Source organism: Kitasatospora sp. NPDC093102 (assembly GCF_040683915.1).
GTDB lineage: Bacteria > Actinomycetota > Actinomycetes > Streptomycetales > Streptomycetaceae > Kitasatospora.
Map to the genome: position 1 here is coordinate 153138 of NZ_JBFBFA010000002.1, position 26749 is coordinate 179886.

Below are 26749 nucleotides of genomic sequence, written 5' to 3' on the forward strand. Positions count from 1 at the left end.
GCGCGGGGCTGCGGAAGGCACTGACCCGGACCATCGTGGTGAACGGTCAGACGGTCGGCGTCCACAGGTGGCACCCGCGTCGCGTGGGGGAGGTGTCAGGGAAGTGATGACGCTTGGAGACCAGAGCGGACCGGGGACGGAACTGGTCCTGGTGGCCGGAGGTTCCGGGCCGGAGGTGGCCTCCCCGTACCCCTTCCCGGTGATCGCGGAGGTCCGAGGCGTCACCGCGTCCGCGCACTTCAGCAAGCTGCCGGACGCCATGGCCGCGCTCCTGAAGACGCTTGACGCGCTTCCGCTCAGCCCGGACCAGCGCGGCTACTTCGCCGAGTTGTTCGGACCGTCGCAGGTGCAGCCGATCGGCCACCGGCTCGCGACGCACGGTGAGGTGCGGGCCCTCGCCTTCCTCGACCTGACCCCGACCGTGGTCCGCCTGTACCCCGCAGGTCCCGAGGTACCCCAGTGAGCCGGCACCTGCGGGCCTGGTGGGACCGGGTCTCGACCTGGTGGCTGCTGCACGGCCAGTTCTCCTGGCCGGTGCGGGCTGTCTCGCCGAGTCGACGGGCTGCGCACCGTGACGCGGTGGCCTGGTATGCCGAGCCTGGATTCGCCGAAGACCAGCGGCTGCTGCTCATGCGGCAGATCTGGCGGGAGATGGCCGGCGTCGATGATCCGCTCCTCGACTTGACCGAGGCGGAGCTGTTCCGGCGGATCTCACGCTGCGAGGAGCCGACTTGGGATCGCACCTGACCTGATCAGGGACAACTGAAGACGTGCCGGACCACCCCGGAACCTTGGTGGGAGGGGGGTGGTCCGGCGGGTCGGAACCCGATGCCGATGGTATCGGGCTCCTCTGAATGTCTGCGTACGGACGGCCAGTCCGGTTCTTGACCACGGGAGTTGAAGGACAGTTGGACGGGGACGACGACCTCGGTGCGGAGTTGGCGGTGAGCCTCGACCTTGACACTTTGGCGTGGAGATCGGGGGTCGATTACGCGGCCAGCTGGAGAACTGCCCGGCGGACAGCGGACGAGCTGAACGGATTGCTTGCCTTGGCGGGGTGGATCCTCGACCCTCCGAGCTATCGCCGACACTGATACTCAGGGCGTACTGGTGGTCCGGCTTGAGGGCATCGCCGTAGGGTGGCTGAGCCTTGAAGAGCTGTTGTGCCTGGCCGCCCACACACCTGATGAGTTGGCTTAGCTGGATAGGGCGCCAACCTGCACCGGCCCCACCCGTTGGCCCCGAAGTAACTCGGACTCCCACCTGGCCCCGGCCGGTAGCTCCGCTGACCTGCCCGAACGGCCCCCGAGCTTACGTGGCTGTCTGCTGGAGTGCGCACCCCCGTTGTAGCTCAGTCAGACACTCAGCCGCTTGCGCAGCCGTCACGGTTGACTGTCTGCTGGTATCTACTGGCCGAGTGTCACCCACCGTGGCCAGACGGTCGAACCGGCCACGTAGGCGCTGATACGCAAACCTGCGGCAAATCGGCCGTGCCGCAGGTACCCTAACTCCGCTGGTCCCAGCTGCGGCCAAGAGTGGAGTGCGATGCTAAGCCTTTCCGAGGTTGAGAACTTTGGAGCCATTGACGCAGATGCAGATGAGCTGCTTCGCGAGTGCTTTCAGGACCACCCGGCGTATCTTGCCGCGAAGCGCAATAAGAAGTTCTTGATCCTCGGGAGGAAGGGTTCCGGAAAGACCGCAATATTTAAGCGGTTCCTGACCGAGCATGACTCCAATGAGTTCTCCTATGGTCATTCATTTGAGGACTATCCGTGGCAGCATCACGACCTCCAGGCGCAGACGGGTGTGCCGGAGGAGCGCAGGTATTTCCATAGCTGGAAGTACCTTATTCTAATCGGACTGGCGAAGATTCTCCTCAATCAGGATCAGAGTCAGCCCTGGAGCGAGGATTCGATGAAATCGCTCCAGGCTCTAGAGGATTTCGTTGTCGATTCTTATGGGTCTCGCGACCCGGATGTTCGGCAGCTTTTCAGCCCGGACAAGGAGCTTCGCCTGAAGGGGACTCTAAAGATCCCTTTCTTTGACGTGTCCGGCGAGCGAATTCGCGTCCGCGAGCTTGCGCCGCACATTCAGGAAGTTAACCGAGCAATCCAAGAGCACGTTTTGCGGTCGCTCAATCCGGAGAATTCATACTTCATTTGTTTTGATCAGCTGGACCTGGGCTTCACTAAGTCCGACCAGGCGTACGGTCAGCGCCTAATCGGCCTGATCCTTGCCGCTCGCGACCTCTTTATCGCCGGACGCGAGCGGGGCAAGAGGCTGAACATCGTCGTGTTCTTGCGTGACGATATCTATCAGGATCTGCAGTTCGAGGATAAGAACAAGATCACTGAGAATTTTTCAGAGCTCGTGGAGTGGAGCGAGACGGGGAGTGGTCTCACGTTGAAGCGCCTCATGGAGAGTCGCTTTAATGCCGTGCTAGAGGTGGAGGAAGACGCCCCAATCTCCTGGGGTGACGTCTTTGATGAGACACGGGAAATGCCGAGTCGGCAGACCAAGTACCGGCACATCTGCGACCGGACATTCCTTCGACCTCGCGATATGATCAAGTTTTGCAATGAGGTTCTTAAGCAGTACAAGTCCGCCCTCTTTGGCGAGCAGTTCGATAACGAGGCCGTCCATGAAGCTCGATCCGGATACTCCGACTATTTGCTGAATGAGCTCGACGACGAAATAGCGAAACATGTGCCGCAGTACAAGGAGTACCTGGAGGTAGTCAAGGAGATTGGCTCGACGCAGTTCTCTTTGTCGGAATTCCAGGAGGCATTTGCAAGGCGGTCAAATCTCTCCGAGGTCGATGCCGCCTCCGCTCTCGGCCAGTTGTTCGAGTTTTCAGTTGTTGGCTATCTGAAGCCTGGTGGGCGTGGTGGCGGCTCAGAATATGTCTGGCGATACCGCGACCCGCGTGCTCGGTTCAACGCGACATCTGAGGTGTTTCGCGTGCATGCCGGCTTCAAGGAGGCGCTTGACCTTACGAGGCAAGCGTCCTAGCGGGGATCCCACTCGATGCGGCCGTATTGGCGATGGGCGGCGGAGCGGTTTTGGCCGGTGTCCTGCTTGGTTTGGGGTCGAGCATGATCGGGGGGCCGTAAGCTGTTGCGACTCGGTCAGGGCTTCTTGGCCTGACCGCAATTTGGCCGAGTGGCCCCCGTTCTTGCTCGAATCGGGTCCCGAGCCTGGGAGGTGGGTAAAACCGTGGAGCCGCCCGACCCCAGCCACGACGGGCTCTAGCCTCGGCTACCCTCCCGGCCACGCGTTCGCGTGCGCGGCCGGCCGCCGCCGACGCGGGGCGAAGATAGGAGCGGTGGCGAGCGGCGTCCGCCGTGGCTCTCGACGAATTGCTGGGCGTCCTTCTCCTGTTCGTCGCGGCCCTTGATGTTCCTGCCCGTGAGGGGGACGAATCTCCGGCCCGGTGCCGCGTTGTCCGAGTCAGATTCCTTGATTGCCGCGGGAGTTGGGCTGGCGTCCACCTCGAAGGAGAGACGGACCAGCCCGGCCCAGTTCTGCCCTGTCAGATCGCCCCAATGGGCGCGAGCCACCAGGTCTTCGGCCATGGGCGCAAAGGTACATCTGATGATGCGTTGCCCGGTCGAGGGCACCGACCAGTACCTCGTCTACACCCGCTGGCGCGACGAGGAGTCCTTCAAGGCCTGGATGGAGGGCCCCATGAAGGCGGCCCACCAGCACGGCGGTGAGGGCGAGGCCCCCAAGCGCCCGGCCGCCTCCGGCTCCACCCTCTGGTCCTTCGAGGTCGTCCAGTCGGCCGGTCCCAAGAACGCCTGAACCGTCCCGCATCCTCGGGCCCTTCCCCTGAACGGGGCAGGGCCCGAAGTGTCTTCGGGGGCGGGCGCCGGCAGTGGCCGGCGGTCCGCGGGGGCCGGACGCGGTGGTCAGGCGGAGGCGGCGTGGAGGAGGGCGCGGAGGCCCGGGAGGGGGTCGCGGGCGGCGCGCCACAGGAGGCGCAGGCGCAGGGGCGGGAGGTCGAGAGACAGGCGGACGAGCGTGCCGGCGGCGAGGTGGTCCTGGACGGCGCAGGCGGGGAGGAGGGCGATGCCGAGGCTCTGTTCGGCGCAGGCGCGGGTGACGGGGAGGGCGCCGGTGCGGAGGCGTTGGACGTGGTGGCCGAGAAGGCGTTCGCCGGCGAGGTGGTAGGAGCAGTCGGGCGTGTCGACGAGGAGGCGGTGGCCGCGGAGGTGGTCGCGGGTGAGGGTGGCGGCGCGGGCGAGCGGGTGGGTGGGGGAGGCGACCAGGGCGAGGGGGACGTCCTGGAGGTCGAGGTGGTCGAGCGGGGCCGGCGGCAGGTAGAAGCCGAGTGCGCCGAGCGGGCCGGGGGAGTCGAGGACGAGGGCCGCTTCCAGGGCTCCGGCCGCGACGCCGCCGAGCAGGCCGTCGCGGGCGGTGTCGGTGTGCAGGGATATCTCCAGGCCGGGCCGGCGGTCGGCGAGGCGCGCGAGGACGGCCGGGAGGTGGCCGGCGGCGATGGCTGCCAGGACGCCGAGGCGGAGTCGGGCCCGGGTGGCGACGACGTCGCGGCGGGCCTGTTCGGCCTGGTCGAGGAGACGCCGGGACCAGGGCAGCAGCCGCTCCCCGGCCGAGGTGAGGGTCATGTCGCGCCTGGCCCGGTCGAACAGTTCGGTGCCGAGGCTGTGTTCGAGGGTGCGGACCTGTTCGGAGACGGAGGACGGGGCGAGGCCGAGCGCCACGGCCGCGCCGGTGACGGTGCGGTGGGCGACGACGGCCTCGAAGACGCGCAACTGACGTAGTTCCACTGGCTCCCCCGAACGCCCTCGTTCCCGGTGCTGCGGGACAGCGTACGGGGGCGGAAGGGGGCGTTCCCGGATTCCGGCCGGTTCGGCGGCTTCAGAGGCTCACTGCCGTCTCCCGTTCCAGGTGGGTCAGCTTCTCCGGGTTGCGCACCGAGTAGATGCCGGTGATCAGCCCGTCGTCGATCCGCATCGTCACCACCAGGTCGATCTCCCCGTCGACCCGCAGGATCAGCGCCGGGTGCCCGTTGACCTGGGCGGGCTCCGTCGTCCCCAGCGGTCCCCACACCGCCACGCCGGCGGCCAGCAGGCGGGCCACCGGCCCGGCGCCGACGGTGGGCCGGGGCATGGCCTGCTTGATGCCGCCGCCGTCGCTCAGCGCGACCACGTCGGGGGCGAGGAGGTCCAGCAGCTGTTGCAGGTCGCCGGTCTCGACGGCCCGGAACTGGCCTCCCGCGGCGGCAAGTTCGGCGCCGGCACGGGCATCGGCGGCTGACTGCCCCGTTCAGCCGGCGAGCGCGTGGGCCTCGTGCAGGGTGGCGGTCGCGTCGGCGTTGTCGCCGTGAACGAGTTGTGCCATCGCCAGGTCGGTGAGTGCCCTGACCAGGCGCCGGGTGCCGTTGGCGGGGTCCGTCGCGTGGAGGCGGCGTTCGATGTCGACGCTCCGCCGCAGCGGGGGGAGCGTGAGGCGGGCGTAGTAGGACGGATGGGCCTCCAGGACGGCCCGGCGCAGGTCGAGCCGCCGGGTGAGGGTGCCGAGGGTGACGAGCAGGTCACGGTCGTGCGGCAGGGGCGGCCGGCCGTCGGTGTGCTCGGGCGGGTCGTCCTCGTCCGGCAGGCGGTCGGTGCACTCGGGAACGCCCGTGATGGCCTCGACGGCCCGCGCGAGGGCGACCAGTCCGTCCTCGAAGGACGCGCGCAGGCTGAAGGACCAGTGGTGGAGGCTCAGACCCAGCACCGGCTGGAGGCGTCGGCTCGGGTCGACACCGAGCGCGAGCGGGTCCGGGGCGTCGGCCGCGGCCTGTTCGTCCCGTACGCCGGAGCGGGCGAACAAGGCGCTCCGCAGGGCTTCGTGGAAGCCGAAGTTGCCGGCGCTGCCGTGGGCGGGCAGACGCTCGCAGGAGCGGGTGGCCTCCGCGAGCAGGTGGTGGGTCTGCCCGGGATCGCCGAGGTCGGCGAACCACAGGGCGGCACCGGCGGTCCGCAGCGCTGTGACGGGGCTGCGGACCGGTTCCGCAGGGTCGTCGCGCAGCCAGGCGAGGGCCTCGTGTTCGACGGCCACGGCTTGCTCGGTGCGGTCCGCGAGGCGGAGCAGCAGCGTGAGGTCGAGCAGCCGCCACGTCAGGTCGCTTCCGCCCTTCTCGGTCACCGCCCGGGAGCGGTCGGCCACCGCGCGGGCGGCGTCCACGGCTTCGTCGAACCGCCCCGCCTCGGCGAGGGCGTGGGCGAGGTCGGCGCGCATGACGGCGGCCCGGCCGAGGTCCGGTACCGGCCGGGCCACTTCGGCACGCCGGGCCAGGTCGGCCGCCTCCTGCCGGGCGACGAGGGCGAGGTCGTCGGCGTGGGCCAGGGAGTGGTGCAGGGCGAGGGAGGACAGGGCGTGGGAGGCGGCGCCCAGGTGTTCGGTGCCGCCGTCGGCGACCAGGGCGCGGTAGATGCCGGCGGACTCCTCCAGGAACGGGACGGCGTCCTCGGGCCGGGGCTCGGGAAGGCCGTAGGCCCGGCCCCGCAGCGCCGCGGCCAGCGCGGGCAGGCCCGAGGCGGGGTCGGTGCGGGCCTGGACCCGGAGCCGGGCGACCGTCTCGTCGGTGACCGGGTCCCGCCTCATCGGTGCGCTCCTCGGGCGGCGCGGTCGGACGTGGCTCCGCAGGTGGTGGTCACACGTTTCCTTCCGGGGCAGGGCGCAGGGGTCTCCAACCCGAACGCCCGTCCGCCCGGGATGAGTTCCGGACATCGGCGACGCCGTTTCGCGGAGCGGCTCGCGAGAGGTTCCGGCAGGCGTGGGCACGGCCGCGGACTCCCGCGGCGGGAAAGCCGGTGGTGGAGCCATTGACGGCCGACGGCCCCGGTGCCACCATCACGCCGTGACCGATGGCTTCACCCTCCCGATCCGCATCCCGCTCAGCCTCTGGCAGCGCGTCGCCATGACCGTGGTCTTCACGGTCGTCCTCCTCGTCGCGGCCGCCGTCACGCAGGACCCCGGGGTCGGCAGGGCCATCGGCGCGGTGATGGGCGTCGTCTCGGCGGTGATGCTCTACCGGATCCTGCGGATGGGGCTGCTCATCGACGACTCCGGGATCACCAGCCGCACGATGGAGTGGACCCACCGGATCGCCTGGTGCGAGATCGCCTCGGTCGACCTGGCCGACGCCGGTTCCGTCGGCGGCCTCTCGAAGGCGCTGGCGCTCAGGACGCACAAGGGCCGAAGGATCGTCCTGCGCAGCCTCGCCGGCTACTCGACCCGGGGTACCGTCTCCCGGCTGGAGCAGACGAAGGCACAGCTCGAAGCGACGCTCGCCGGCCACCGGACGGGCTGCGCGACCTGCGCGCGCAGCGGTCGCGGGTAGCCGCGACCGGCGGGGAAGGCCTGGCGGGGAACGCCCGGCCTCGGCAGCTGCGCGGGGAGCTGCCACTGAGCGGGAAGCCGGACGGGCCGACGTCCCGCGCGGGTTCGTCTGCCGCCCCGCGCCCTACCCGGCGAGCGTGCCGTCCAGGTACTCCTGCACCGGCGGGAACATCGGGAACGGCACGTACTCGGCCAGCTCGGCGTGGGACGCCCACACCACCCGGTCCAGCTCGTCGGAGTCCATCACCATGGCGGTGCCGCCGACCACCTCGCAGGCCGTGTACGCCATCCGCCGCCCGCTCTGCGGATGCACCCGCTCGCCGAGCAGCCTGGCCGCGGCGACGTGGAGGCCGGTCTCCTCGGCGGTCTCGCGAACGGCCGCCGCCTCGGGGGACTCGTCGGGCTCGACCTCCCCGGCCGGGAACTGCCAGGACAGCTCACCCTCGGCGACCCGCCGCCGCACCATCAGCACCCGGCTGTCCTTGACCACGATCGCGACGGCGACGGCGGGGAGTTGCTCGGGGTTCTGCTCGGTCATCGCTCTGCTCCTCGGGCCTGCGCCGGTGTCGACGCCATCTTGGCCCGCGCCCTCGGCCCGGGGCGGGCAGGCCTCCGCCGGCCGCGTGTCGTGGCCGCTGCCGGCTACTGGTGCGCCGGTCCGTAGAGCGCGGACGGCGCGCCGGTGGCCAGCGCCCAGTAGCGGTCCCCGTACGACCAGTGCCACCACTCGGTGGGGTAGTTGACGAGCCCGGCGCCGGTCAGGACGTCGCTGAGCAGCCGCCGGTTGGCGCGGGCCTGCGCGCCGATGCCGTCGGCGTGGGTGTAGCAGGCCCCGGCGCTCTCCTCCGGGCTGGCGTTGACCCTGGTGCCGAGGTCGAGCTCACGGCCGTCGGCGTCGACGAGGGTGAGGTCGACGGCGGCCCCGGCACTGTGCGGCGCGATCTCCGGCGGCGAGACGTAGCGGCTCGTCGCCGCCCTGAGCCGCTCGTCCGGCCAGTCAGGGTTCGCGGTCCGCAACTCGGCGGCGTAGTCGTCGAAGTAGCGGCTCTGGAGGGCGGGGGGCCGGTAGCCCTCGACGAACAGCAGCCGCAGGCCGTCGGGCAACGCCGCCTGCGCGTCGAGCAACCGGTCCAGGACGCCGGTCCGCAGGCGCGCGAAGGCGCCGGTGCCGTCCTGCTTGCGCTCGTCGACGAGGAGCCCGCTACCGGCCCGTACGTCCAGCAGCTGCTCGTCGCGGTGCGCGACGGGGATCGCGGCGACCTTCGGGTCGGACATGAGAATGATCTCGCTCAACACGCCTCCTGGGGAAGGGAATCAACGCTACGGGAGGGGAGCGCCGTGCTCCAGGTAGAGGGTCTCGGTGCGGGCGCGGGGCCGGTCCCGGGCATGCGTCACCGAGCAGGGTCTGGTGATGATGCCGGACAGCGTCAGACCAGCGATCCCATGGCGCCGCATGCCCAACGGCCGAGCCAGAAGGCAGCGGTGGATTCTTGCTGGTCCTCTGTGGAGCCGTCATGGGGAAGGAACTCGGTGGGTGCGATGTAGCCCTCGCCCGGATCGAGGCGAATACGCAAGCACTGGAGGGGGAACCCGAGTGCAACGTAGGACCGGAGGTCATCGGTGTGCGGGTAGCAGGTGGCGTGATCGTCGCGGACCGTCCGGCAGATGGCCTGGATGTCGATGTCACCGAGCAGGATGTAGCGGGTGCCAGGCCCGAGGTTGACGCACAGCCGTCGCCGACCGGTTTGCTTGCGTGCGTAGCTGAGCTTGTCCCAGTTGTCGACGTGCAGGCCGATCAACCGACCATCTTGGTATTCGGGCGTCGTGGTCGGTGACTTGGCGGCACTGAAGGCCTTGCCGAGCATGTGGATTCCAGGACCGTTGAGGTGGTCGGGGCCGATGCTCTCGGCCCCGACCACCTCCACCACGATGTCGTCGGCCGTGGACCGATCGGGCCGGAGCCGGTTGGTCAAGTCGTGATCGAGGGAACGCCAAGGGCCGACGGGAATGACAGCACCTTCCTCGAACCGGGTGTCGCCGCGCACTGGGCCGACACTGGCGACTTGGGCGCGGGCTACGAGGGCGGTACGTGAGGTGTAGGCGATCTTGAGACTCACAGAGGCCTCCAGGAGTCGGGTTCGTCGAGGTCATCTCCGAAAGTGACCCCCAGCTCGGTCATGAGCGCCTGGGTGAGCTCGATCTGCTGGGGGCGGTCGATGATGACCTTCGTGAGGTTGCCGATGCCCCGAAGCGCGGAAAGGTCGTTGCCGCGTAGGTCGGTCGCCCGATAGGTGCCGCGGCCGAACTCGGTGTCTCGTAGCGTGCAGTCGTTGAAGACCGCGGCAGTGAGGTCGCACCCGCTGAAGGTCGACTCGGTGAGCGCACAGCCGGTGAAGGCGAGCGCGCCGGTGGCGCGGAGCTTCTCGAAGGTGGAGTAGTCCAGCTTGCAGTGGTCGAACAGTACGTTGTCGAGGGTGAGGTTGCTGTAATTCCCGCCCAAGATCTTGCAGTTCTTGAAGACGACGCGCGACAGCCTGCTGTCGACCCACTGGAGACTTCCCAGGTCACAGCCGTCGAATTCGACCGAGTCCACGCGTGCGTCGTCCAGGTGTACGCGGTAAGCGCGAAGGTTGGTGATGCGGCCGGTGATGAGGCGGGCATTGGCCAGGTCGAGGTCGCGCAGGTCGGCGTCGGCATAGGCGAACTCCTGGACGATACCCCGGCCGCTCTCCAAGGCCGAGACGTTGGAGAGGGAGCCGTCGGTGAGGTCGGGCAGCGTGATCCTGACACGGCCGAAGGTACGGCTGGGCATGTGAATGCTCGCTTTCAGTCGAGCCGGGCCCGTGCCGACTGGCACGGGCCCGGCGACGCTCACTTCTTGTTCCAGTTGTCCCAGGTCGGACGGTTGTCGAACTTGGGGCCGGCGTTGTCCCAGGTGGGGCGGTTGTCGAACTTTGCCACCGCGGGGCCGGTCATGCTTGGACCCACCAGGTCGTTGATCACGTCGGTCTCGACGGTCTTCAGCAGTTCGAGCCACGTCATGATGCGCTCTCCTCTCGGACGGTATCGGACAGGGCGGTGAGAAGGGCTTGCCGCGACACGCGGCAGTAGTTCGTCTCGGTGGAGTCGAAGCGGCCGTTCTCGAAGAACCTGTTGCCGGCCTGAGCGCCCCGGCAGAAGCCGAAGTACTCGCATTTGGCCTCACAGGCATCCAGGCCGGTCAGGAACTCGTCCACGTAGCGGAGTTGATGGGCGTTTGCCAGCATGTCGCGGATGGAGAGTTGCAGGACGTTCCCGGCCTGGAAGTCGTTGTACTCGGGGGCTTGGGTGCCCGCCAGCTCAGGGGAGAGAAGAACCACGTCCCCAGTCGAAGAGACGGTCGGGATGGGGTCGATCAGAACACCTTGCCAGCCGTCGCCTCCCCGCAAGGAGCGCAGGTAGGCGCCGAGGCGATCGATCTCGCGGACCGTCAGGCCGGAGTTCGCGCGGGTCCAAGCGATCGCTCGTTCCCAGAACTCGGCTGCTGCCTCGAACGTTGGTGCGGGCCGGTGGGTGTTGACCCCTTCGCGTTCTTCGATGTTGAGGCCTACGGTGTGGCAGCCTAGTTCGGCAAAGAAGTCCAGCAGTTCCTCCGGCCGACCGATGCTGCTTGTCGTGACCACGGCGATCACGGAGAAGCCGATCCCGTGTCGGCGAAGATGCGCAATGCCTCGAAGGGTCCGATCGAAGACCGGCCTTCCTCGGCGGTCGACGCGCTCCGCGTTGAACTCGGCGGGACCGTCGATGCTCACCCCTACGCGTACTTCACGCTCCGCGAAGAACTCGCACCAGCGGTCGCTGACCAAGGTGCCATTGGTCTGAACATAGTGATGCAGTCGGCCTTCGTACCGGAGGCTCTCAAACGGGTCGGTCAGCTCGGAGAATCGCGATGCCCCGAGCGTCAGCGGTTCACCCGCATGCCATACGAGATCCATCGGTTCCTCGACGGTTGCGAGCTCATGGATCGACTGGGCAATGGCTTCGGCTACCTCGAGCGTCATCGGCGTCCGACGGTCCTTCCCGGGAAGGTAGCAGTAGCTACACGCCACATTGCAGAAGCCATCCGGTTGCACGACAACCGATCGCGGCCGGCCGGCGATGCGTCGGTGGTATCGCTCGTGGGATGCGAGTGGAGGTGTGAGGGGCACGGTGTTCCTCTCTTGCGCCGGGCGGTCAACCGACGCGAAGGTCGGCGTGTACGGTCTTGCCGCGGGAATCCAGAGCTGCACCCCAGCGTCCGGCGGTGAGCTTGTGGACCAGGCCCAGACCTCGATGGCACTCCTCGTCCTCCCCGGCGCGGAGGAGAACGGGCAAGGCGCGGGAGCCGTCGCGCACCGAGATCCGAACCGTCTCAGCAGTGATCCAGCGGATCTCGACGACTATGGTTGTCGTGCAATCGGTCTTGCACGCGTTGCTGGCCAGTTCCGTGACGATCAGCTGGGCGTCATCCACCAGGTCGTCCAGCCCCCAGTCCTGAAGCTTGCAGCGGACCAGCCTTCGGGCAGTGCCAGCTGATTCGGGCTGGTACTTCAGTGTGGCTGTCGCCAGGCTGGAGATTCCAGTGAGTGATGGGGTCATGGAGGTCACGTAGCCCTCCCACTGAGACACCGGAGATCGTGCACAAGAAGGCGTCGGGCGGTGATGCGGAAGATGCCCGGAAGGTGGCGTATGCCCGGCGTGAATGTCCACGCGCTTGCGGCACTGACGATCTGCTGCTGTCGGATTCGACCACCGCCTGAGCGATGCACGGCAACCTCCTCGGATCTCGGTCTGGCGCAAACAGCTTGCTCGGACTTGTCAGTCGGCGGGCCGCCGCGTTCACCCACCCAGGAGTTCCCCAGCCGACGGCGGTTCCTTTCACAGGGCAGCTGATCATCAGTCAACAGTGCTTCTGCGGCTGAGGCGAGGTCATACTGGAGGACACATCGCCGGACACTTCGATGGGTACGTTGTGTCCTCGGCCGCCGGCCGATGCTCGTGGCTTAGCTCGTTTTCGCGGGGGTGCAGAGATGCCCGGACACACACCGAATGGAACCTTCGTCGCTGCGCGGGTCAAGCGTGGGTGGCGAACTCAGGAGGACTTCACCGAGGCGTACAACGCCATGGCTGCCATGTTGGAGTCGAAGGCCAGGATCTCGGTGCGCCAGGTCAGGCGATGGGAATCGGGACAGACCTTGTGGCCGAACCGGGATGCGCGTCAGGTTTTGACTCGGATGTTCGGTATGCCTCTGGAGCACCTCGGCTTCGTTCCGCCCGTCGGCAAGGCGATGGTGCGGGACGGCGCGGCTGATTATGAATCCGGTATGGAGGATCACGTGCTTCGCCGAACATTCGTAGGCGGTCTGCTTGCCGCGCCCTTGCTCGATCTTGCGGCACTGGATCACCTCGCAGCCGCAGCCCGAGATGCTTACCGACACGCCGACCAGGATCTTGTCGAGCACCTGCGCAACGCGCTGGACGAAACGGCTCAGGTTGATCTGCTCGACGGGCCGCATCGGGCAATGCCCGCTGCGCTTGGAATTCTCTCCGCGATCAACGATGCTGCTCGCGATGCCAAGCCCGGCATTCGTCAACAGTTGCTCGGCGTGGGGTCGCGTGCGGCCGAACTGGCAGCGTGGCTTCACCGGGATGCCGGATCATCTCACCGGACGATCACATACTGGCATAACCAGTCGAAGGAATGGGCCACCTTTACTGGCGACGGTGCCATGCATGCTTACGTTCTCCTGCGCCAGGCGCAGGCCATGGGGCGTCACGACCCGGCTCGGATACTCGCTCTGGCTGATGCGGCAACCAGCGGGCCGTGGGTCCTCCCGCCGCGTCCACGCGCTGAGGCGCTCCAGCAGAAGGCGCGGGGACTGGCGATGACCGGGGCCGCCGAGAAGCAGATCGAACGAGTCCTGGATGAGGCGCATGCCTCGTTGGATCAGGCGGCCGAGCCGTGTGGGACAGCGACCTGCACCGGACCTCTGGGCGATGGCTACACCCGTGATCGGCTGATGGTGCAGTCCGGGATCTGCTGGCGTGAGGCCAAGCGTCCAGACAGAGCCGTAGCGGTGTTTCGAGCGCATCTCTCAGGGAGTGTCTTCGGACCTCGCGACCATGCCCACTACAATGCGTTCCTGGCGGGCGCTCTCGCCGAGGCAGGTGAGCCAGATGAGGCGGCTGATGTGGCGCTCGGCGCCCTGGCTGTGGCCGCGCCTCCGCGTTACGGGCAGGTGATCACCGAACTCCACCGCACGGCGGAGATCCTGTTCCCGCACCGCGACCGTGCGGCGGTGCGGGAACTCCACGAACGCCTGCTGGTGATTGCGTCCGGTTAGGACGAGAGGAACTCCGTTACCTTGGCGATGACCTCGCGCTGCCAGGCCTGGGACTGCGGGTGGGCGTAGGCGGGGTCGTCATGGACGGCGAACCCGTGTTGTGCGCCGTCGAGTTCGTACAGCTCGGCTCCGGCGCCGAACAGTGTCGCGAACCGGCGGGACAGTTCGACGTCGACGAAGGTGTCCTTCGTGCCGTGAACGATGAGCACGGGCGACCGTACCTCGGCGCAGAGCCTTTCGGGGTTGAGGTGGAAGACCTCGTTCAGGAGGCCGCGGCCGGTCTCGAACGGCCGGCGGACGGAGAAGCCCCGCTCGTCCAGCTTCACGGCCCGCTCTGCGGACAGATGGTCCTCGCTCCATCCTGCCGCATCGGTGATGAAGCGGTTCTGGTAGTCCATGCGTGGGTTCAGCAGGACGAGCTTGTCGACCTCGTTGGGTCGGCTACCAGCATGCAGAGCTGCTGCACCGCCGGAGAACGAGGCGGCAATGACATGGACCGGGCCGGGGTGATTCGCGATCTCTGCCAGGTGTCCGGATGCTGCCCTGATGTCGTTGGCGATAGAGGCGATCGTGATGTCGGAGAAGCGCCCGGCGCTCGCGCCGTGGGCTCGCAGGTCGAAGCGAAGGCAGGTGATGCCGGTTGCGGCGAGGCCGGCTGCCAAGCGGCTGAAGAACCCGCCCTCTTCGCGGGTGACGCCGGCACCGTGTGCGAGAACGGCCAGAGCATCTCGGGGAGTTGGTGAGGGGGTGACCGTGCCGGACAGTGCAGTGCCGTCCAGCGACCGGAACGCGGTCTCGTAGTCAGTCATGTGGATCGACGGTAGCAACTCGTTGTTGAGGTGGGAGCGTCCAAGGAGCGGAGGTCTTGAGCGAGCGCTGGACTGCGCGCGCACGCGCCGCCCGAATGGGTGATGTGGGTGGAAGTTTGATGGAGTGTTACAGCACTACGGTGAATATTGCCGTGCCGGGTGCTCCAAGGGGCGCTCGGTGCGTGAGCAAAAAGTGATCCCCGGCGGTGCGCCAACACCCCGGGGTTTGGCACCAGGAGAAGGAAGCTCCACGATGCAGATCCATCGTATCCCCAAGCATGCTCCCGGATACACGATCCTCGACAACGGCCACGTCGTCCGCAAGCACTCGCTGAGTTGGGCCGCGCGCGGGCTCCTGAGCTACCTGCTCAGCCTGCCGGACGGCGCCCGCGAGGACGTCCGTACGCTCGCCGCCAAGAGCGTGGAGGGGCGGACGAGCGTGGCGCGGGCGCTCCGGGAGTTGGAGGCGGCGGGGCACTACGTCCGACGGACACAGCGCGATCCGCTGACCGGGCAGGTGCGGACGGCCGTCTCGGTGCACGAGGTGCCGGTGACGGGCAAAGCGGTGCACGCGGTGCCGCCGCTTCCCGCACCCCCGGCCGCCGGTGTCCCAGCTCCAGGCGTGCCAGGTGTCGGGAGGGCGGGAAGCCCGTCCAAGGAACTGGAAACCAAGGACGTGGAAGAGCCTTCCGTCCGTCCTTCCGAGAAGGTGACGGCGGGCATGGCGCTGCTGCTCGAACTCGGCCGCCGGGAGCCGAGGATGGCTCTGGCGGGGAAGCCGCTGTGCGACCAGGCGGCGCGGGTGGAGGGGCTGTTGGCGGGCGGGTGGACGCGGGAGGCGTTGACGGGGATTCTGTCCGCGCCCCTGCCGGAGAAGGTCACGCACAGCGTCGGGGCGATCGTGGCGGCGCGGATCGGGAGGGTGCCGGTCGTTCCGGTGGCACGGGGTACGGCAGACGGGCCGCGCCGACACGAGTGCCCCGGGCGGGGCGGGATGTGCGGGCGGCCCGTGGCGGCAGCCGGGCAGGTGTGCGGGGTGTGTCGTTAGCGCTCCGGCGGGCGGAAGGTGACCGGGGCGTCGAAGGCGGCGCGGCGGGTCGTCCGGCGCAGGGCGCGCAGGACGGAGGTGCCGAGGGTGAGGCACAGGACGACGGTCAGGGCGGCCCGGGGGAGGTCCCAACCGAGGGAGGTGGTCAGGCAGTAGGCGGCGAAGCGGACCAGGTTGGTGGATAGCGGGTCGCCGGGGACGAAGGAGATGGAGCCGGCCAGGCCGCCGATGTACGGCCAGCCCTGGAGGTTCATGATCGTGCCGTACAGCAGGGACGCGGTGGCCCCGTACCCCGCCAGCAGCACGAGTTCGCGGCGGCCGCGCAGCGTCGCGGCGCCCGGCAGCAGCCCGGCTCCCAGGCAGACCCAGCCCATGGCGAGCATCTGGAACGGCAGCCACGGTCCGACGCCGCCGGTCAGCAGCGCGGAGGCGAACATCGACAGTGAGCCGAGCACGAAGCCGAAGCCGGGGCCGAGCACCCGCCCGGACAGCACCATCAGGAAGAACATCGGCTCCAGCCCCGCCGTCCCCGCGCCGAGCGGCCGCAGCGCCGCGCCCGCCGCGGCCAGCACGCCCACCAGGGCCACGGACTTGGCATCCAGGCCCGGTGCGCCGCCGCCCGCCGAGCGGCCCTCGGAGATCTGGGCGATGACGACGGCGAGGAGAAGGGGCAGAAGGAGGGCGAACAGCCACGGCGCGTCCGTGGAGTGGCCGACCAGCGCCGACTTGGTGGAGGCGAGCAGCGGCCAGCCGAAGGCGGCGACGCCGACGAAGGAGACCGCCAGCAGCGCCGCTGTCGACCGGCGGCCCAGCGGGACGGGACGAGTGCTCATGCGCTCATCGCCTCCGCGACCTGGTGCACAGTGAGCCACGGCCCGGGCGCCAGTATCTTCGCGACCTGCGGGGCGAACGCCGGGGAGGAGACCACCACCTCCGCCGTCGGCCCGTCCGCGACGATCTCGCCCTCGGCCAGGATCACCGTGCGGTGGGCGAGTTCGGCAGCCAGCTCGACGTCGTGGGTGGCGAGCAGCACGGCGTGGTCCTCGGCCGCCAGGCCGCGCAGGATCTCCACCAGCCGGGCCTTGGCGGCGTAGTCGAGGCCGCGGGTCGGCTCGTCCAGGAGCAGCAGCGGGGGCCGGGCGGTGAGCACGACCGCGAGGGCGAGGGTGAGCCGCTGGCCCTCGGAGAGGTCGCGCGGGTGGGCGTCGTCGGCGATGCCGGGCAGCAGGCGCTCGACCAGCGCGCGACACGTACCGGCGGCGGCGCCCGCGTCGGTGTCGGCCGCGGCGCACTCGGCGGCGACCGACTCGCCGTACAGCAGGTCGCGAGGGTCCTGCGGGACGAGGCCGACCTCGCGGATCAGCTCGGCGGGCCGGGTGCGGTGCGGGGTGCGGCCGCCGACCCTGACGCTGCCGGAGGCGGGGGCGTGCAGGCCGACCAGGCTGCCCAGCAGGGTGGACTTGCCGGCGCCGTTGCGGCCCATCAGGGCGGTGATCTCGCCGGGGTGGAGCGCGAGGTCCACGCCGCGCAGCGCCGGGACCGGGCCGCGCCGGACGACGAGGCGGTCGGTGCCGGCGATCGGCTCGGCGGGCCTGGCAACGGCGGCGGACGGCGTCCGGCCGTCCAGTTCGGCGCGCAGCGGGGCGGCCTTGCGGCGCGCGTCGCGGACCGAGAGCGGCAGCGGCCGCCAGCCCGCGAGCCGGCCGAGGCCGACCACCGGCGGGTGCACCGGGGAGTGGGCCATCACCTCGGCGGGCTCGCCGAGGACGGGCGGGGCGTCGGGGGTGAGCAGCAGCACCTGGTCGGCGTACTGGACGACCCGCTCCAGCCGGTGCTCGGCCAGCAGCACGGTGGTGCCGAGGTCGTGCACCAGCCGCTGGAGGACGGCCAGCACCTCCTCGGCCGCGCCCGGGTCGAGCGCCGAGGTGGGCTCGTCCAGGACCAGCACCCGCGGGTGCACGGTGAGGACGGAGCCGATCGCGACGCGCTGCTGCTGGCCGCCGGAGAGGGAGGTCAGCGAACGGTCGCGCAGGTCGGCGAGGCCGAGCAGGTCGAGGGTCTCCTCGACCCGGCGGCGCATCACGTCGCCCGGCAGGCCCAGGGACTCCATGCCGTAGGCGAGTTCGTCCTCGACCGTGTCGGTGACGAAGTGTGCCAGCGGGTCCTGCCCCACCGTGCCGACCAGGTCGGCGAGTTCGCGCGGCCGGTGCTCGCGGGTGTCCCGGCCGCCGACGGTGACCCGGCCGTGCAGCACCCCGCCGGTGAAGTGCGGCACCAGGCCGCTGACCGTCCCCAGCAGGGTGGACTTGCCGGAGCCGGACGGGCCCACCAGCAGGCAGAGTTCGCCCTCGGGGACGGTGAGGTCGACGCCGTTCAGGACGGGCGCGGCGGCGTCCGCGTACCGGACGGAGACCTGCTCGAAGGTGATCACGATGCCCTCCGGGGCGGGGTCGGGGCGGCGAACGCCGGTACCAGGCCGAGCAGGACGGTCAGCACGGCGGCCAGCGGCAGCGCGGGGACGGTCGGCGGGACGACGGTGGGGGCGAAGGCGGCCGGGTCCTGCGCGGCCAGGTAGGTGGTGAGGGCCGCCACGGCCGCCCCGGAACCGGCGGTCAGCCACTCGGGGAGGGCCCAGGGGTCGGGCCGGTAGCGGCTCCTGACGGACCGTCTGTTGCCGAGCAGCAGACCGGCGGAGGCGGCGGCCAGGCCGAGCAGCAGGACGGGCAGCGCCCAGCCCGCGCCGCCGGCCGTCAGCAGTCCGTACGCGGCCAGGCAGACCCCGAGCAGTCCGGCCAGGGTGAGCGCGGCCGTCGCCCGGGCGAGCCGGTGCGGGACGTCGGCGGTGCGGCCGAAGCCCCGGGTGTCCATCGCGGCGGCCAGTGCGATGGACCGCTCCAACGCGCCCTCCAGTACCGGGAGTCCGACACTCAGCACGGCCGCGATGCCCTTGTCGGTGCGGCCGCGCAGGCGCCGTGCGGCGCGCAGCCGGCGGACGTCCGTGACCAGGTTCGGGGCGAAGGTCATCGCCACCACCACCGCCACGCCCGCCTCGTAGAGGGCGCCGGGCAGGGCGCGCAACAGGCGGGCCGGGCTGGCCAGGGAGTTGGCGGTGCCGACGCAGATCAGCAGGGTGGCCAGCCGCAGCCCGTCGTACAGTGCCGCGAGCAGCCCCTCGGCGGTGACCCGGCCGCCGATCCGCACGCCCTGCGCCCAGGCGGGCAGCGGGACTTCGGGCAGGGTGAACAGCACATGGGTGCCGGGGACGGGCGAGCCGAGGAACACCGCGAACACCAGCCGGATGCCGAGCGCCAGCAGGCCCAGCTGCAGGAACGCCCCGTACGAGCGCGACCAGGGCGCATCGCCGCGCCGGGCCGCGACCACGTACCCGGCGACGGCGACGAGCAGCAGCAGGATCGCCGGGTTGGTGGTGCGGGTGGCCGCCGCTCCGAGCCCGAGCGCCCACAACCACCAGGCCCCGGGATGCAGTTGGCGGGGGCCGACGGGCGGCCGGGTGCTACGGGCGGTGCTGCTCACGGTTGGCTGTCCAGGGGTGGGGGATCAGGAGTGACGGCGGCGGCGGGCCTGCCGGACGGCGCCGCCGGCGAGGACGGCGACGAGCGCGCCACCGGCGATCAGCCCGACGTCCGGGCCGCTGCCGTGGTCGTCCGACGCGGCACCGGTGTCCGGCTGGGCGGCGCCGGCCGCGGCGACCTGGTCGCCGCAGCCCGCCTTCGGGTATCCGGCGATGGCGCACAGCAGCCCGTTGGTGTCGTAGCGCAGCGGCGGGACGACGGCGGCCAGCACCTCGGCCGAGGTGGCGCGGGGCGTGACACCGGCACAGACGGTCCGCTGCCCGGGCACCGGGGCGGTGGACGAACCGGCGTCCTCGGCGGTCCCGAAGTCCAGCACGACGGCCACCCGCTTGCGCCCCTCCTGCGCGGGCGTGTCCGCGCAGATCTCGGCGAAGCTTCCGGCCGTCCGGGGCTTCGCGGCGTCCTGCCCGCCGTCCGGGCTCAGCACGAACCGCCACCCGTCCACCGCCCCGTCCGGCGGCACCGCGACGGTGGACCCCTGCTGCTGGTACGTCCAGCTCCCGTCCCCGGCGCCGCGCCAGAACGACCAGTACCGGTACCCGGCGGCCTGCGCCGGCGCGGCGGAGGCGAGTAGCAGCACCGTCCCGAGGAGGGGGAGGAGCAGTGCGGCGACGGCGGTCGAGGGCCGCCGGCCAGGAGGAACGGCGAGGGGCCTGGCGCCCCGGGTCCGGTCGGCCCGGGTGCGGCCGGCCGCGGCGGGGCCCGGGCCGCCGGGGGCGGGGTGGGGTGCGGGGCGCATCAGAGGCGCGCGTTGCGCTTGCGCTGGAAGCTGAGCAGGAGGCCGCCGCCGACGCCGATGAGCAGGCCGACGCCGATGAACCAGTACTGGCTGATGTCGCCGTCCTTCTTCTCCGCCTTCTCCGCCGGGGCGGACGTCTTGGCGGCGGGGGCCTCGGTGGCCTTGGGCGTCGGACCGAGGGCGGTGAGCTGCCCGGTCAGAGCGGCCGTGTCGCGGTGGGCGGCCTGGGAGACCAGCAGGAGGGTGGCGGTGGCGCCGGCGTCGGTGCCGCCCTTGGTCCAGGTGGCGCCCTCCTTGGCGAGCCAGTCGACGGCGCCGGCGGCCTGCTGGGGGTGGCCGCTCTGGGTGAGGGCGAGGGCGGCCCAGGCGGTGGCGGCGTAGTCGGGGGTGGGGGTGGCGCCCGGGGTGGTGAGGCTGAGGTGGTCGCCGCCCGCCGCGAGCTGGGCGGTGAGGTAGGCGCCGACGGCCTCGCCGGAGTCCGCGTGCGAGACCGGGGCCGGGGCGGCCGCGGCGTCGCAGGCGAGGGCCTTGGGCGCGGCGTCGGCGTGCACCGAGGTGGCGACCGGCAGGTGGCCGCCGCCGGCGGCGAGCGCGGCCTGGCCGCCGGCCAGGGCGTTCGGGGTGAGGGCGCCGCCGGCCGGGTCGGCCTGGTAGGCGAAGGCGCCGCGCTGGTCGGCGGGGGCGGCGCAGCCGAGCTGGAACAGGGCGAGCCCGTCGAAGGCGGACTTGCCGGCCTTGGCGACGCCCGCCGGGTCGGTCCTGGTGGCGAACAGCGCGTTGACAGCGAGGCCGGTGGAGTTGGCGTCGCCCGGGTTGCCCGGGTTGTAGGCCCAGCTGCCGTCGGCGTTCTGGTTGGCCTTGAGCCAGGCGACGCCCTTGTCGACGGCCTCCTGGTGCCCGCCGAGGGCGACCAGGGCCTGGATGGCGACGGCGGTGGCGTTGCTGTCCTCGAACGTGGCGTCGCAGGCGGCGCCGGCGGCCCGGTAGGAGGGCCAGCCGCCGTCCTCGCACTGTTGGCCGGTGAGCCAGCCGACCGCGGAGTCGGCCGGGGTGACCTTGCCTGCCGTCAGCGCGGTGAGCGCGAGGGACTGCCGCCAGACGCCGTCGTACGTCGGGTCGCTCTTGCCATACAGGCCGTCCGGGATGGTGGGCGCGGGGACGTCGGCGAGGGCCGGGCCGGCGGCGAGGCCGGTGAGCAGTGCGGCGGACAGGGCGGCGGCGCCCAGGCGGGCGGCGGTCAGCATGGTGCGGGTGTGCCTTTCGGTGAGCGGTGGTGGCCCGGGCGGGGGCCGTTCCGTAGTCCTCGACGGTGCCGGGCGCGTGCGTCCGGACTGGCCGCTCGCCCCTCCCCGGGCGCTCCGACTCGCCCGGCGGCCGGGTGCGGCGCCGGACTCACGGCTGCGGGGTCAGCGCCGGATTCGCACCGGCTTTCCCCGGGGGAGGAACGGGATGGAGTTGTGCTGCCCGTCGACTCTAGCCGTCGGAGCGCGCGGGGCGGCCCGGCCGTGGCAGGAACACGTTCCAGTCGGTGGCGCCCCGGGGCAGGGCGGACGGCCGGTTCACGGCAGGGTGAGCAGCCGGGCCGCGGTGTGCAGGTCGGCCCGGACCTCGGCGATCGAGGCGCGGCCGGAGAGCCAGGCGACGAGCGCCGAGTGCCAGGTGTGCTCGATCACCCGCACGGCCGCGCGCTGGCTCTCGGTGGGCGGTCCGGACTGGCCGATGGCGTCCAGGATGAGCTGTCCGGTGGCCGCGCTGACCTGGTCCACCTCGGCCCCGACCGAACGGTCCGCGAAGGACAGCGCCCGGACCATCGCCTCGGCCAGCAGCGGTTCGCGCTGCAGCGCGTGGAAGGCCCGGGTGAGGGTGTCGGCGACCCGCAGCGCCGGTTCGACGTCGGTCGGCGGGTGCCGCCGGATGTGCTCGTGGAGGCCCTGCAACTGCTCCAGCATCACCGCCACCAGCAGGTGCACCTTGGACGGGAAGTACCGGTAGAGCGTGCCGAGGGCGACCTGCGCGCTCTCCGCGACCTCCCGCATCTGCACCGCCTCGTACCCGCCCCGGGCCGCCAGCGCGGTGGCGGCCCGCAGGATGCGCCGGCGCCGCTCGGCCTGGCGCGCGGTCAGCGGCGGCTCGCCCGGAGGCGGAACCGGCGGCAGGGACGAGGGCGGGGGTGGCGGTGAGGGCGGCGGCAAGGGGGCTCCCGGGCGGGCGAGAGTGGCGGTGTGCTCCACGTGGTCGGCAGGATTCGGCGTGGCGGGAATCACCAGCCCTGGCTCCTGAGGAAAAGCTACGGGCCGGTATCTTCGAGGTCTCTCATTGTTCACGCGTTCGATGACGAGTTCCACAGCCACTGAAACCTGATCTACTTTAGCGACCGGCAGCACGACCGGCAGCACCGAGAGCAGCTAGAGAAGAGGGCCCAGGATGACCGCGCAGCCGCTGCGGATTGCCCTGCTGTCGTACCGCGGGGACCCCTTCTGCGGCGGTCAGGGCGTGTACGTACGACACCTCTCGCGCGAGCTGGCCAGGCTCGGCCACCACGTGGACGTGATCGGCGCCCAGCCCTACCCGGTGCTCGACGAGGTCGACGGCCCCGGTTCGGTGCGCCTGGTCGAGCTGCCCAGCCTGGACCTCTACCGCGCCGACGACCCCTTCCGCACCCCGGCCCGCGGCGAGTTCCGCGGCCCGGTGGACGTGCTGGAGTTCGCCACCATGCGCACCGGCGGCTTCCCCGAGCCGCTCACCTTCTCGCTGCGTGCCCGGCAGTACCTGGCCGCCCACAAGGGCCGCTACGACGTGGTGCACGACAACCAGACCCTCGGCTACGGCCTGCTCGGCCTGGCCCGGCACGGCTTCCCGCTGGTCACCACGATCCACCACCCGATCACCGTGGACCGGCAGCTGGAGCTGGACGCCGCCACCACCCGGGTCAAGCGGCTCTCGCTGCGCCGCTGGTACGCCTTCACCCGGATGCAGCGCCGGGTCGCCGCCCGGCTGGACCACGTGATCACCGTCTCCGGCACCTCGCGGCGCGAGATCGCCGGGCACCTGGGCGTCGCGCAGGGCGCGATCTCGGTGGTGCCGATCGGCGCCGACACCCGGCTCTGGTCGCCCTCGGAGGAGATCGAGCGGGTCCCCGGCCGGATCGTCACCACCTCCAGTGCGGACGTCCCGCTGAAGGGTCTGGTCTTCCTGGTCGAGGCGCTGGCCAAGGTCCGTACCGAGCGGGACGCCCACCTGGTGGTGGTCGGCAAGCCGCAGAAGGAGGACGGGCCGGTGGCCGAGGCGGTGCGCCGCTTCGGGCTGGCCGAGCACATCGAGTTCCGCAGCGGGCTGACCGACCGGGAGCTGGTCGACCTCTACCGCTCGGCCGAGGTGGCCTGCGTGCCCTCGCTGTACGAGGGCTTCTCGCTGCCCGCCGCCGAGGCGATGGCCACCGGCACCCCACTGGTCGCCACCACCGGCGGGGCGATCCCCGAGGTGGCCGGGCCCGACGGGGAGACCTGCCTGGCGGTGCCGCCGGGGGAGGCGGACACGCTGGCCGGCGCGCTCGGCCGGCTGCTGGACGACCCGGAGCTGCGGGCCGGACTCGGCGCGGCCGGACGGGAGCGGGTGCTGGCCCGGTTCACCTGGGAGCGGGCTGCCGAGCTGACCGCCGAGGCCTACCGCGCGGCGATCGCCACCGGCGCCGGCGCCCGGGCCCGCTCGGGGCCGGGCTGGCGGTACGTGGCCTGAGCGGGGCGCGCCTGAGCGGCACGCTCCCGGGCGGAAGCGCCCCGGGCAACGGACTGAGTGGCCTGACGAGGCGTCATGAATGCTTGGCAGCAATAGGAATGGGAGTCCAGCAGTGCTGACCGTCGATTTCTCGCGCTTCCCGCTCGCCCCCGGCGACCGGGTGCTCGACCTGGGCTGCGGCGGGGGCCGGCACGCGTTCGAGTGCTACCGCCGCGGCGCCAACGTGATCGCCCTCGACCAGAACGCCGAGGAGATCGCCGAGGTCGGGAAGTGGTTCGCGGCGATGGAGCAGGCCGGTGAGGCCCCCGAAGGCGCGTCGGCGGTCGCGATGGAGGGCAACGCGCTGGCGCTGCCGTTCGAGGACGAGTACTTCGACAAGATCATCATCTCCGAGGTGATGGAGCACATCCCGGACGACAAGGGCGTGCTCAACGAGATGTTCCGGGTCCTCAAGCCGGGCGGCCTGCTCGCCGTCACCGTGCCCCGGTGGCTGCCGGAGAAGATCTGCTGGGCACTGTCCGACGAGTACCACGAGGTCGAGGGCGGCCACATCCGGATCTACCGGGGCGACGAGCTGCTCGGCAAGCTCAAGGACGCCGGCCTGGAGCCGTACGGCACCCACCACGCGCACGCGCTGCACTCGCCGTACTGGTGGATCAAGTGCGCGGTCGGCGTCGACAACGACAAGGCGCTGCCGGTCAAGGCGTACCACCAGCTGCTGGTCTGGGACATCGTCGGCACCCCGGTGATCAGCCGCCTCACCAAGGCCGCCGAGCGCGCGCTCAACCCGGTGATCGGCAAGAGCTTCGTCGCGTACGCCTCCAAGCCCAACCGCGCCGAGCCGCAGCGGGCGCAGGCATGACCGCCGCCGTCCCCGAGGTGCTGCTGCTCGACGGGGTGCTCGACGCCGAGCAGGCCGCCGACACCGTGCGCAGCATCCTGGCCGAGCAGCGCCCCGACGGCTCCATACCCTGGTTCACCGGCCACCACCTCGACCCCTGGGACCACACCGAGGCCGCGATGGCCCTCGACACGGCCGGCGAGCACGCCGCTGCGGAGGCCGCCTACCGCTGGCTCGCCGCTGCCCAGAACCCGGACGGCTCCTGGTACGCCGGCTACACCGACGGCGTGGTCACCGACCGGGCCAAGGAGAGCAACTTCTGCGCGTACATCGCGGTCGGGGTCTGGCACCACCACCTCAGCACCGGCGACGACGCCTTCCTGGAGTGGATCTGGCCGGTCGCCCGGCGCGCCCTCGACTTCATCGTCGGCCTGCGGCTGCCCGGGGGCCCGATCGCCTGGCGCGTCGACGAGGACGGCACCGCCACCGACGAGGCGCTGCTCACCGGCTCGTCCAGCATCCTGCACGCGCTGCGCTGCGGCCTGGCCATCGCCGAGTACCTGGAGGAGCCGCAGCCCGACTGGGAGCTCGCGGCCGGGCAGCTGGGGCACGCCGTCGCCCACCACCCCGAGCGGTTCCTGGACAAGGACCGCTACTCGATGGACTGGTACTACCCGGTGCTCGGCACCGGCCTGCGCGGCGAGGCGGCGGTGGCCCGGATCGAGCGGGACTGGGAGCGCTTCGTCGTCCCCGGCCTCGGCGTGCGCTGCGTCAGCGACCGCCCGTGGGTGACCGGCGGGGAGAGCGCCGAGCTGGCGCTCGCGCTCTGGGCGATCGGCCAGTCCGACCGCGCGGTGGACATCCTGCGCTGGATCCAGAAGCACCTGCGGCACGAGGACGGCTCCTACTGGACCGGGTACGTCTTCGAGGACGACGCGATCTGGCCGGAGGAGCGCACCACCTGGACGGCCGGGGCGCTGCTGCTCGCGGTGGCCGCGCTCGGCGGGGACCCGGCGACGGTCTCGGTCTTCGGCGGGGAGCAGCTGCCCGCCGGCCTGGTGGTCCAGGACTGCTGCTGAGCGCAGTGCACATGCGGAAGGGGCGGGACCGGAGATCCGGTCCCGCCCCTTCCGCATGTGCGTCCGAGGACGGGTGCGTGCCCGACGTCGGTGTGTTCCGGGGGCGTCAGCCGCGCTGGATGCCCGTGGTGTCGGCCAGCACGCCCTGGTTGCCGTCCGGCAGCTGGGCGACCAGCGCGGTGCCGCGCTGCTCGACGGCCAGGTACCAGGTGCCCGGCACGACCTCGCCGACCGGGGCGCCGGCCGGGTTGTCCTTCGGGGCCAGCTGGCGCGGGGCCGGGACGGCGAACCAGAACGGCTGGAAGTCCGCCGCCGGGGCGGCCGCCTGCGGCTGCGCGGCCGGGGTCGGCTGCGGGGCCGGGGCGGCGTCGTGCGGCTGGGCGGCCGGGGCGGGCTGGCCGGGCTGGGGCTGGCCGGGCTGGGGCTGGCCGGCGCCCGGGTAGCCGTAGCCGCCCTGGCCGCCGAACGCCGGGTCCTGGCCCTGGGCCGGGTAGCCGTACTGACCGGGCTGGCCGGGGGCGCCCGGGTGGCCGGGCTGGCCCGGAACCGGGTAGCCGTACTGGCCGGGGACGGCCGCCGGACGGTCGGAGACCAGCGGGGCCTTCAGCGCGGGCACCAGGGGGCTCGCGGCGGCCGCGCCGGCCAGCACGATCAGCGAGAGGAAGCCGAGCCAGGCACCGAAGCCGTGGCTGACGATGGTGCTGGAGGTGCCGCCGCCGAGCGCCCAGACCGAGGTCCACAGCGCCGAGGCGGCGAAGCCGATGCCCCACTGGTCCAGCCGCAGGCCGAGCACCTGGCGGTTGGCCGCGGCCGCCCCCTGGAAGCGCTGCACCAGGATCAGCACCGCTGCGGCGATGCCGAGGAGGTAGATCGAGGGCAGGATGGGGAACAGGTCCGTGCTCCACGCGTTCTGCGACGAGGGGCAGTACCGGCTGCCGGCGCAGTCCACGGTCCAGTAGGGCAGGAAGGAGGCGATGAAGAGCAGGACGGCCGCGCCTGCGACGGCGGCGTCTCCCCTGGTGAGAGCGCGCAGATTCACTAACGTTCCCCTCGTTGACGTGTCGTGGACGGTGGTTCGTGCGGTCGGGCTGACCGGCCGAAACTCCCGAACGGACCAGAAGCCTAGGCCCAACCGTCCTGCTGGTGCACGGCGGGACCGGGAATGGGGCGAAGTCGTTGCAAACCGCGCGGTC

General features: G+C 71.1%; 28 protein-coding genes, 1 pseudogene and 1 riboswitch. Of the genes and pseudogenes, 10 read left to right on the forward strand and 19 right to left on the reverse strand.

The window, feature by feature from the left end; all coding sequences use genetic code 11:
- Window positions 1–106: 106 nt before the first annotated feature.
- The 3 genes from AB0O11_RS04050 (at window position 107) to AB0O11_RS04060 (ending at window position 3012) form a co-directional block, all read left to right on the forward strand.
- The gene (locus AB0O11_RS04050) at window positions 107–463 is read left to right on the forward strand and encodes a hypothetical protein (protein WP_363381495.1); all 357 of its coding nucleotides are present in this window, start codon (window positions 107–109) and stop codon (window positions 461–463) included.
- Window positions 460–747: a hypothetical protein gene (locus tag AB0O11_RS04055; protein WP_363381497.1), complete on the forward strand. Its 288-nt coding sequence runs from the start codon at window positions 460–462 to the stop codon at window positions 745–747. The genes AB0O11_RS04050 and AB0O11_RS04055 overlap by 4 nt, the downstream gene beginning before the upstream one ends.
- Before the next feature lie 798 nt (window positions 748–1545).
- Window positions 1546–3012, forward strand: coding sequence for a hypothetical protein (locus tag AB0O11_RS04060; protein WP_363381499.1), 1467 nt, complete (start codon window positions 1546–1548; stop codon window positions 3010–3012).
- A gap of 236 nt (window positions 3013–3248) precedes the next feature.
- Here the strand turns inward: AB0O11_RS04060 and AB0O11_RS04065 are convergent, their stop codons facing one another.
- Entirely contained in the window at window positions 3249–3575 is a 327-nt protein-coding gene (locus AB0O11_RS04065; RefSeq protein ID WP_363381500.1) for a hypothetical protein, read from the reverse strand.
- 19 nt (window positions 3576–3594) lie between these two features.
- Here AB0O11_RS04065 and AB0O11_RS04070 point away from each other — a divergent pair.
- Window positions 3595–3804 (forward strand): annotated as a pseudogene (locus AB0O11_RS04070) (antibiotic biosynthesis monooxygenase); the annotation flags it as partial.
- A 107-nt stretch (window positions 3805–3911) separates the two neighbouring features.
- Here AB0O11_RS04070 and AB0O11_RS04075 read toward each other — a convergent pair.
- From AB0O11_RS04075 to AB0O11_RS04085, 3 genes are all read right to left on the reverse strand, one after another.
- Entirely contained in the window at window positions 3912–4790 is an 879-nt protein-coding gene (locus tag AB0O11_RS04075) for a LysR family transcriptional regulator (RefSeq protein WP_363381502.1), read from the reverse strand.
- A gap of 91 nt (window positions 4791–4881) precedes the next feature.
- On the reverse strand, window positions 4882–5172 hold the full coding sequence (locus AB0O11_RS04080; protein WP_363381504.1) for a hypothetical protein: 291 nt from the start codon (window positions 5170–5172) through the stop codon (window positions 4882–4884).
- Between the two features lie 117 nt (window positions 5173–5289).
- The gene (locus tag AB0O11_RS04085) at window positions 5290–6612 is read right to left on the reverse strand and encodes a hypothetical protein (RefSeq protein ID WP_363381505.1); all 1323 of its coding nucleotides are present in this window, start codon (window positions 6610–6612) and stop codon (window positions 5290–5292) included.
- Between the two features lie 256 nt (window positions 6613–6868).
- Here AB0O11_RS04085 and AB0O11_RS04090 point away from each other — a divergent pair, with 256 nt between their 5' ends.
- Window positions 6869–7351 carry a hypothetical protein gene (locus tag AB0O11_RS04090; RefSeq protein WP_363381507.1) on the forward strand — a complete coding sequence of 161 codons (483 nt, stop codon included), beginning with the start codon at window positions 6869–6871 and terminating at the stop codon, window positions 7349–7351.
- Window positions 7352–7474: 123 nt separating this feature from the next.
- Here AB0O11_RS04090 and AB0O11_RS04095 read toward each other — a convergent pair whose 3' ends face one another.
- The 7 genes from AB0O11_RS04095 to AB0O11_RS04125 form a co-directional block, all read right to left on the reverse strand.
- Window positions 7475–7888 (reverse strand): NUDIX hydrolase, encoded by a 414-nt coding sequence (locus AB0O11_RS04095; RefSeq protein ID WP_363381509.1) that lies wholly within the window; start codon window positions 7886–7888, stop codon window positions 7475–7477.
- Between the two features lie 104 nt (window positions 7889–7992).
- Complete coding sequence (locus tag AB0O11_RS04100) at window positions 7993–8643, reverse strand: M15 family metallopeptidase (RefSeq protein ID WP_363381511.1); 651 nt, start codon at window positions 8641–8643, stop codon at window positions 7993–7995.
- A 134-nt stretch (window positions 8644–8777) separates the two neighbouring features.
- A complete protein-coding gene (locus AB0O11_RS04105; protein WP_363381513.1) occupies window positions 8778–9467 on the reverse strand; it encodes a hypothetical protein in 690 nt (229 codons plus the stop codon).
- Window positions 9464–10162: a pentapeptide repeat-containing protein gene (locus tag AB0O11_RS04110; protein ID WP_363381515.1), complete on the reverse strand. Its 699-nt coding sequence runs from the start codon at window positions 10160–10162 to the stop codon at window positions 9464–9466. Before AB0O11_RS04110 ends, AB0O11_RS04105 begins: the two co-directional genes overlap by 4 nt.
- A gap of 59 nt (window positions 10163–10221) precedes the next feature.
- Window positions 10222–10392: a multiple cyclophane-containing RiPP AmcA gene (amcA, locus tag AB0O11_RS04115; RefSeq protein ID WP_363381517.1), complete on the reverse strand. Its 171-nt coding sequence runs from the start codon at window positions 10390–10392 to the stop codon at window positions 10222–10224.
- A complete protein-coding gene (gene amcB, locus AB0O11_RS04120; RefSeq protein ID WP_363381518.1) occupies window positions 10389–11618 on the reverse strand; it encodes a cyclophane-forming radical SAM peptide maturase AmcB in 1230 nt (409 codons plus the stop codon). Before amcB ends, amcA begins: the two co-directional genes overlap by 4 nt.
- On the reverse strand, window positions 11563–11967 hold the full coding sequence (locus AB0O11_RS04125; protein ID WP_363381997.1) for an ATP-binding protein: 405 nt from the start codon (window positions 11965–11967) through the stop codon (window positions 11563–11565). Before AB0O11_RS04125 ends, amcB begins: the two co-directional genes overlap by 56 nt.
- Before the next feature lie 431 nt (window positions 11968–12398).
- On the opposite strand from AB0O11_RS04125, the gene AB0O11_RS04130 reads away from it, so the two are divergent.
- Window positions 12399–13712, forward strand: a complete 1314-nt coding sequence (locus tag AB0O11_RS04130) for an XRE family transcriptional regulator (protein WP_363381519.1) — start codon at window positions 12399–12401, stop codon at window positions 13710–13712.
- Here AB0O11_RS04130 and AB0O11_RS04135 read toward each other — a convergent pair.
- Complete coding sequence (locus tag AB0O11_RS04135; protein WP_363381520.1) at window positions 13709–14521, reverse strand: alpha/beta fold hydrolase; 813 nt, start codon at window positions 14519–14521, stop codon at window positions 13709–13711. The genes AB0O11_RS04130 and AB0O11_RS04135 overlap by 4 nt on opposite strands.
- A gap of 253 nt (window positions 14522–14774) precedes the next feature.
- Here AB0O11_RS04135 and AB0O11_RS04140 point away from each other — a divergent pair, with 253 nt between their 5' ends.
- Window positions 14775–15569, forward strand: coding sequence for a helix-turn-helix domain-containing protein (locus AB0O11_RS04140; RefSeq protein ID WP_363381521.1), 795 nt, complete (start codon window positions 14775–14777; stop codon window positions 15567–15569).
- Here the strand turns inward: AB0O11_RS04140 and AB0O11_RS04145 are convergent.
- The 6 genes from AB0O11_RS04145 to AB0O11_RS04170 form a co-directional block, all read right to left on the reverse strand.
- Window positions 15566–16402 (reverse strand): ECF transporter S component, encoded by an 837-nt coding sequence (locus AB0O11_RS04145; protein ID WP_363381523.1) that lies wholly within the window; start codon window positions 16400–16402, stop codon window positions 15566–15568. The two genes, AB0O11_RS04140 and AB0O11_RS04145, sit on opposite strands and share 4 nt — an antisense overlap.
- Window positions 16399–18000, reverse strand: coding sequence for an ATP-binding cassette domain-containing protein (locus AB0O11_RS04150; protein WP_363381524.1), 1602 nt, complete (start codon window positions 17998–18000; stop codon window positions 16399–16401). The genes AB0O11_RS04145 and AB0O11_RS04150 overlap by 4 nt, the downstream gene beginning before the upstream one ends.
- The gene (locus AB0O11_RS04155) at window positions 17997–19103 is read right to left on the reverse strand and encodes a CbiQ family ECF transporter T component (protein WP_363381525.1); all 1107 of its coding nucleotides are present in this window, start codon (window positions 19101–19103) and stop codon (window positions 17997–17999) included. The genes AB0O11_RS04150 and AB0O11_RS04155 overlap by 4 nt, the downstream gene beginning before the upstream one ends.
- Window positions 19104–19127: 24 nt before the next feature.
- On the reverse strand, window positions 19128–19901 hold the full coding sequence (locus tag AB0O11_RS04160; protein WP_363381526.1) for an SCO2322 family protein: 774 nt from the start codon (window positions 19899–19901) through the stop codon (window positions 19128–19130).
- On the reverse strand, window positions 19901–21145 hold the full coding sequence (locus tag AB0O11_RS04165; protein WP_363381528.1) for a prenyltransferase/squalene oxidase repeat-containing protein: 1245 nt from the start codon (window positions 21143–21145) through the stop codon (window positions 19901–19903). The genes AB0O11_RS04160 and AB0O11_RS04165 overlap by 1 nt, the downstream gene beginning before the upstream one ends.
- Before the next feature lie 113 nt (window positions 21146–21258).
- Window positions 21259–21329, reverse strand: a riboswitch (cobalamin riboswitch).
- 131 nt (window positions 21330–21460) lie between these two features.
- Window positions 21461–22057 carry a TetR family transcriptional regulator gene (locus tag AB0O11_RS04170; protein WP_363381999.1) on the reverse strand — a complete coding sequence of 199 codons (597 nt, stop codon included), beginning with the start codon at window positions 22055–22057 and terminating at the stop codon, window positions 21461–21463.
- Window positions 22058–22325: 268 nt separating this feature from the next.
- On the opposite strand from AB0O11_RS04170, the gene AB0O11_RS04175 reads away from it, so the two are divergent.
- The 3 genes from AB0O11_RS04175 (at window position 22326) to AB0O11_RS04185 (ending at window position 25556) form a co-directional block, all read left to right on the forward strand.
- On the forward strand, window positions 22326–23636 hold the full coding sequence (locus AB0O11_RS04175; protein WP_363381530.1) for a glycosyltransferase family 4 protein: 1311 nt from the start codon (window positions 22326–22328) through the stop codon (window positions 23634–23636).
- Between the two features lie 112 nt (window positions 23637–23748).
- Window positions 23749–24498: a class I SAM-dependent methyltransferase gene (locus tag AB0O11_RS04180; RefSeq protein ID WP_224284201.1), complete on the forward strand. Its 750-nt coding sequence runs from the start codon at window positions 23749–23751 to the stop codon at window positions 24496–24498.
- Window positions 24495–25556 (forward strand): prenyltransferase, encoded by a 1062-nt coding sequence (locus AB0O11_RS04185; protein WP_363381531.1) that lies wholly within the window; start codon window positions 24495–24497, stop codon window positions 25554–25556. The genes AB0O11_RS04180 and AB0O11_RS04185 overlap by 4 nt, the downstream gene beginning before the upstream one ends.
- A 106-nt stretch (window positions 25557–25662) precedes the next feature.
- Here the strand turns inward: AB0O11_RS04185 and AB0O11_RS04190 are convergent, their stop codons facing one another.
- Window positions 25663–26595, reverse strand: coding sequence for a hypothetical protein (locus AB0O11_RS04190; protein ID WP_363381532.1), 933 nt, complete (start codon window positions 26593–26595; stop codon window positions 25663–25665).
- Window positions 26596–26749: the final 154 nt, after the last annotated feature.

Coding starts and splice junctions, on each gene's coding strand:
- AB0O11_RS04050 (WP_363381495.1), top strand. CDS start 107: ATGACGCTTGGAGACCAGAGCGGACCGGGGACGGAACTGGTCCTGGTG.
- AB0O11_RS04060 (WP_363381499.1), top strand. CDS start 1,546: ATGCTAAGCCTTTCCGAGGTTGAGAACTTTGGAGCCATTGACGCAGAT.
- AB0O11_RS04065 (WP_363381500.1), bottom strand. CDS start 3,575: ATGGCCGAAGACCTGGTGGCTCGCGCCCATTGGGGCGATCTGACAGGG.
- AB0O11_RS04085 (WP_363381505.1), bottom strand. CDS start 6,612: ATGAGGCGGGACCCGGTCACCGACGAGACGGTCGCCCGGCTCCGGGTC.
- AB0O11_RS04095 (WP_363381509.1), bottom strand. CDS start 7,888: ATGACCGAGCAGAACCCCGAGCAACTCCCCGCCGTCGCCGTCGCGATC.
- AB0O11_RS04110 (WP_363381515.1), bottom strand. CDS start 10,162: ATGCCCAGCCGTACCTTCGGCCGTGTCAGGATCACGCTGCCCGACCTC.
- amcA (WP_363381517.1), bottom strand. CDS start 10,392: ATGACGTGGCTCGAACTGCTGAAGACCGTCGAGACCGACGTGATCAAC.
- AB0O11_RS04125 (WP_363381997.1), bottom strand. CDS start 11,967: ATGACCCCATCACTCACTGGAATCTCCAGCCTGGCGACAGCCACACTG.
- AB0O11_RS04130 (WP_363381519.1), top strand. CDS start 12,399: ATGCCCGGACACACACCGAATGGAACCTTCGTCGCTGCGCGGGTCAAG.
- AB0O11_RS04135 (WP_363381520.1), bottom strand. CDS start 14,521: ATGACTGACTACGAGACCGCGTTCCGGTCGCTGGACGGCACTGCACTG.
- AB0O11_RS04140 (WP_363381521.1), top strand. CDS start 14,775: ATGCAGATCCATCGTATCCCCAAGCATGCTCCCGGATACACGATCCTC.
- AB0O11_RS04145 (WP_363381523.1), bottom strand. CDS start 16,402: ATGAGCACTCGTCCCGTCCCGCTGGGCCGCCGGTCGACAGCGGCGCTG.
- AB0O11_RS04160 (WP_363381526.1), bottom strand. CDS start 19,901: ATGCGCCCCGCACCCCACCCCGCCCCCGGCGGCCCGGGCCCCGCCGCG.
- AB0O11_RS04165 (WP_363381528.1), bottom strand. CDS start 21,145: ATGCTGACCGCCGCCCGCCTGGGCGCCGCCGCCCTGTCCGCCGCACTG.
- AB0O11_RS04175 (WP_363381530.1), top strand. CDS start 22,326: ATGACCGCGCAGCCGCTGCGGATTGCCCTGCTGTCGTACCGCGGGGAC.
- AB0O11_RS04185 (WP_363381531.1), top strand. CDS start 24,495: ATGACCGCCGCCGTCCCCGAGGTGCTGCTGCTCGACGGGGTGCTCGAC.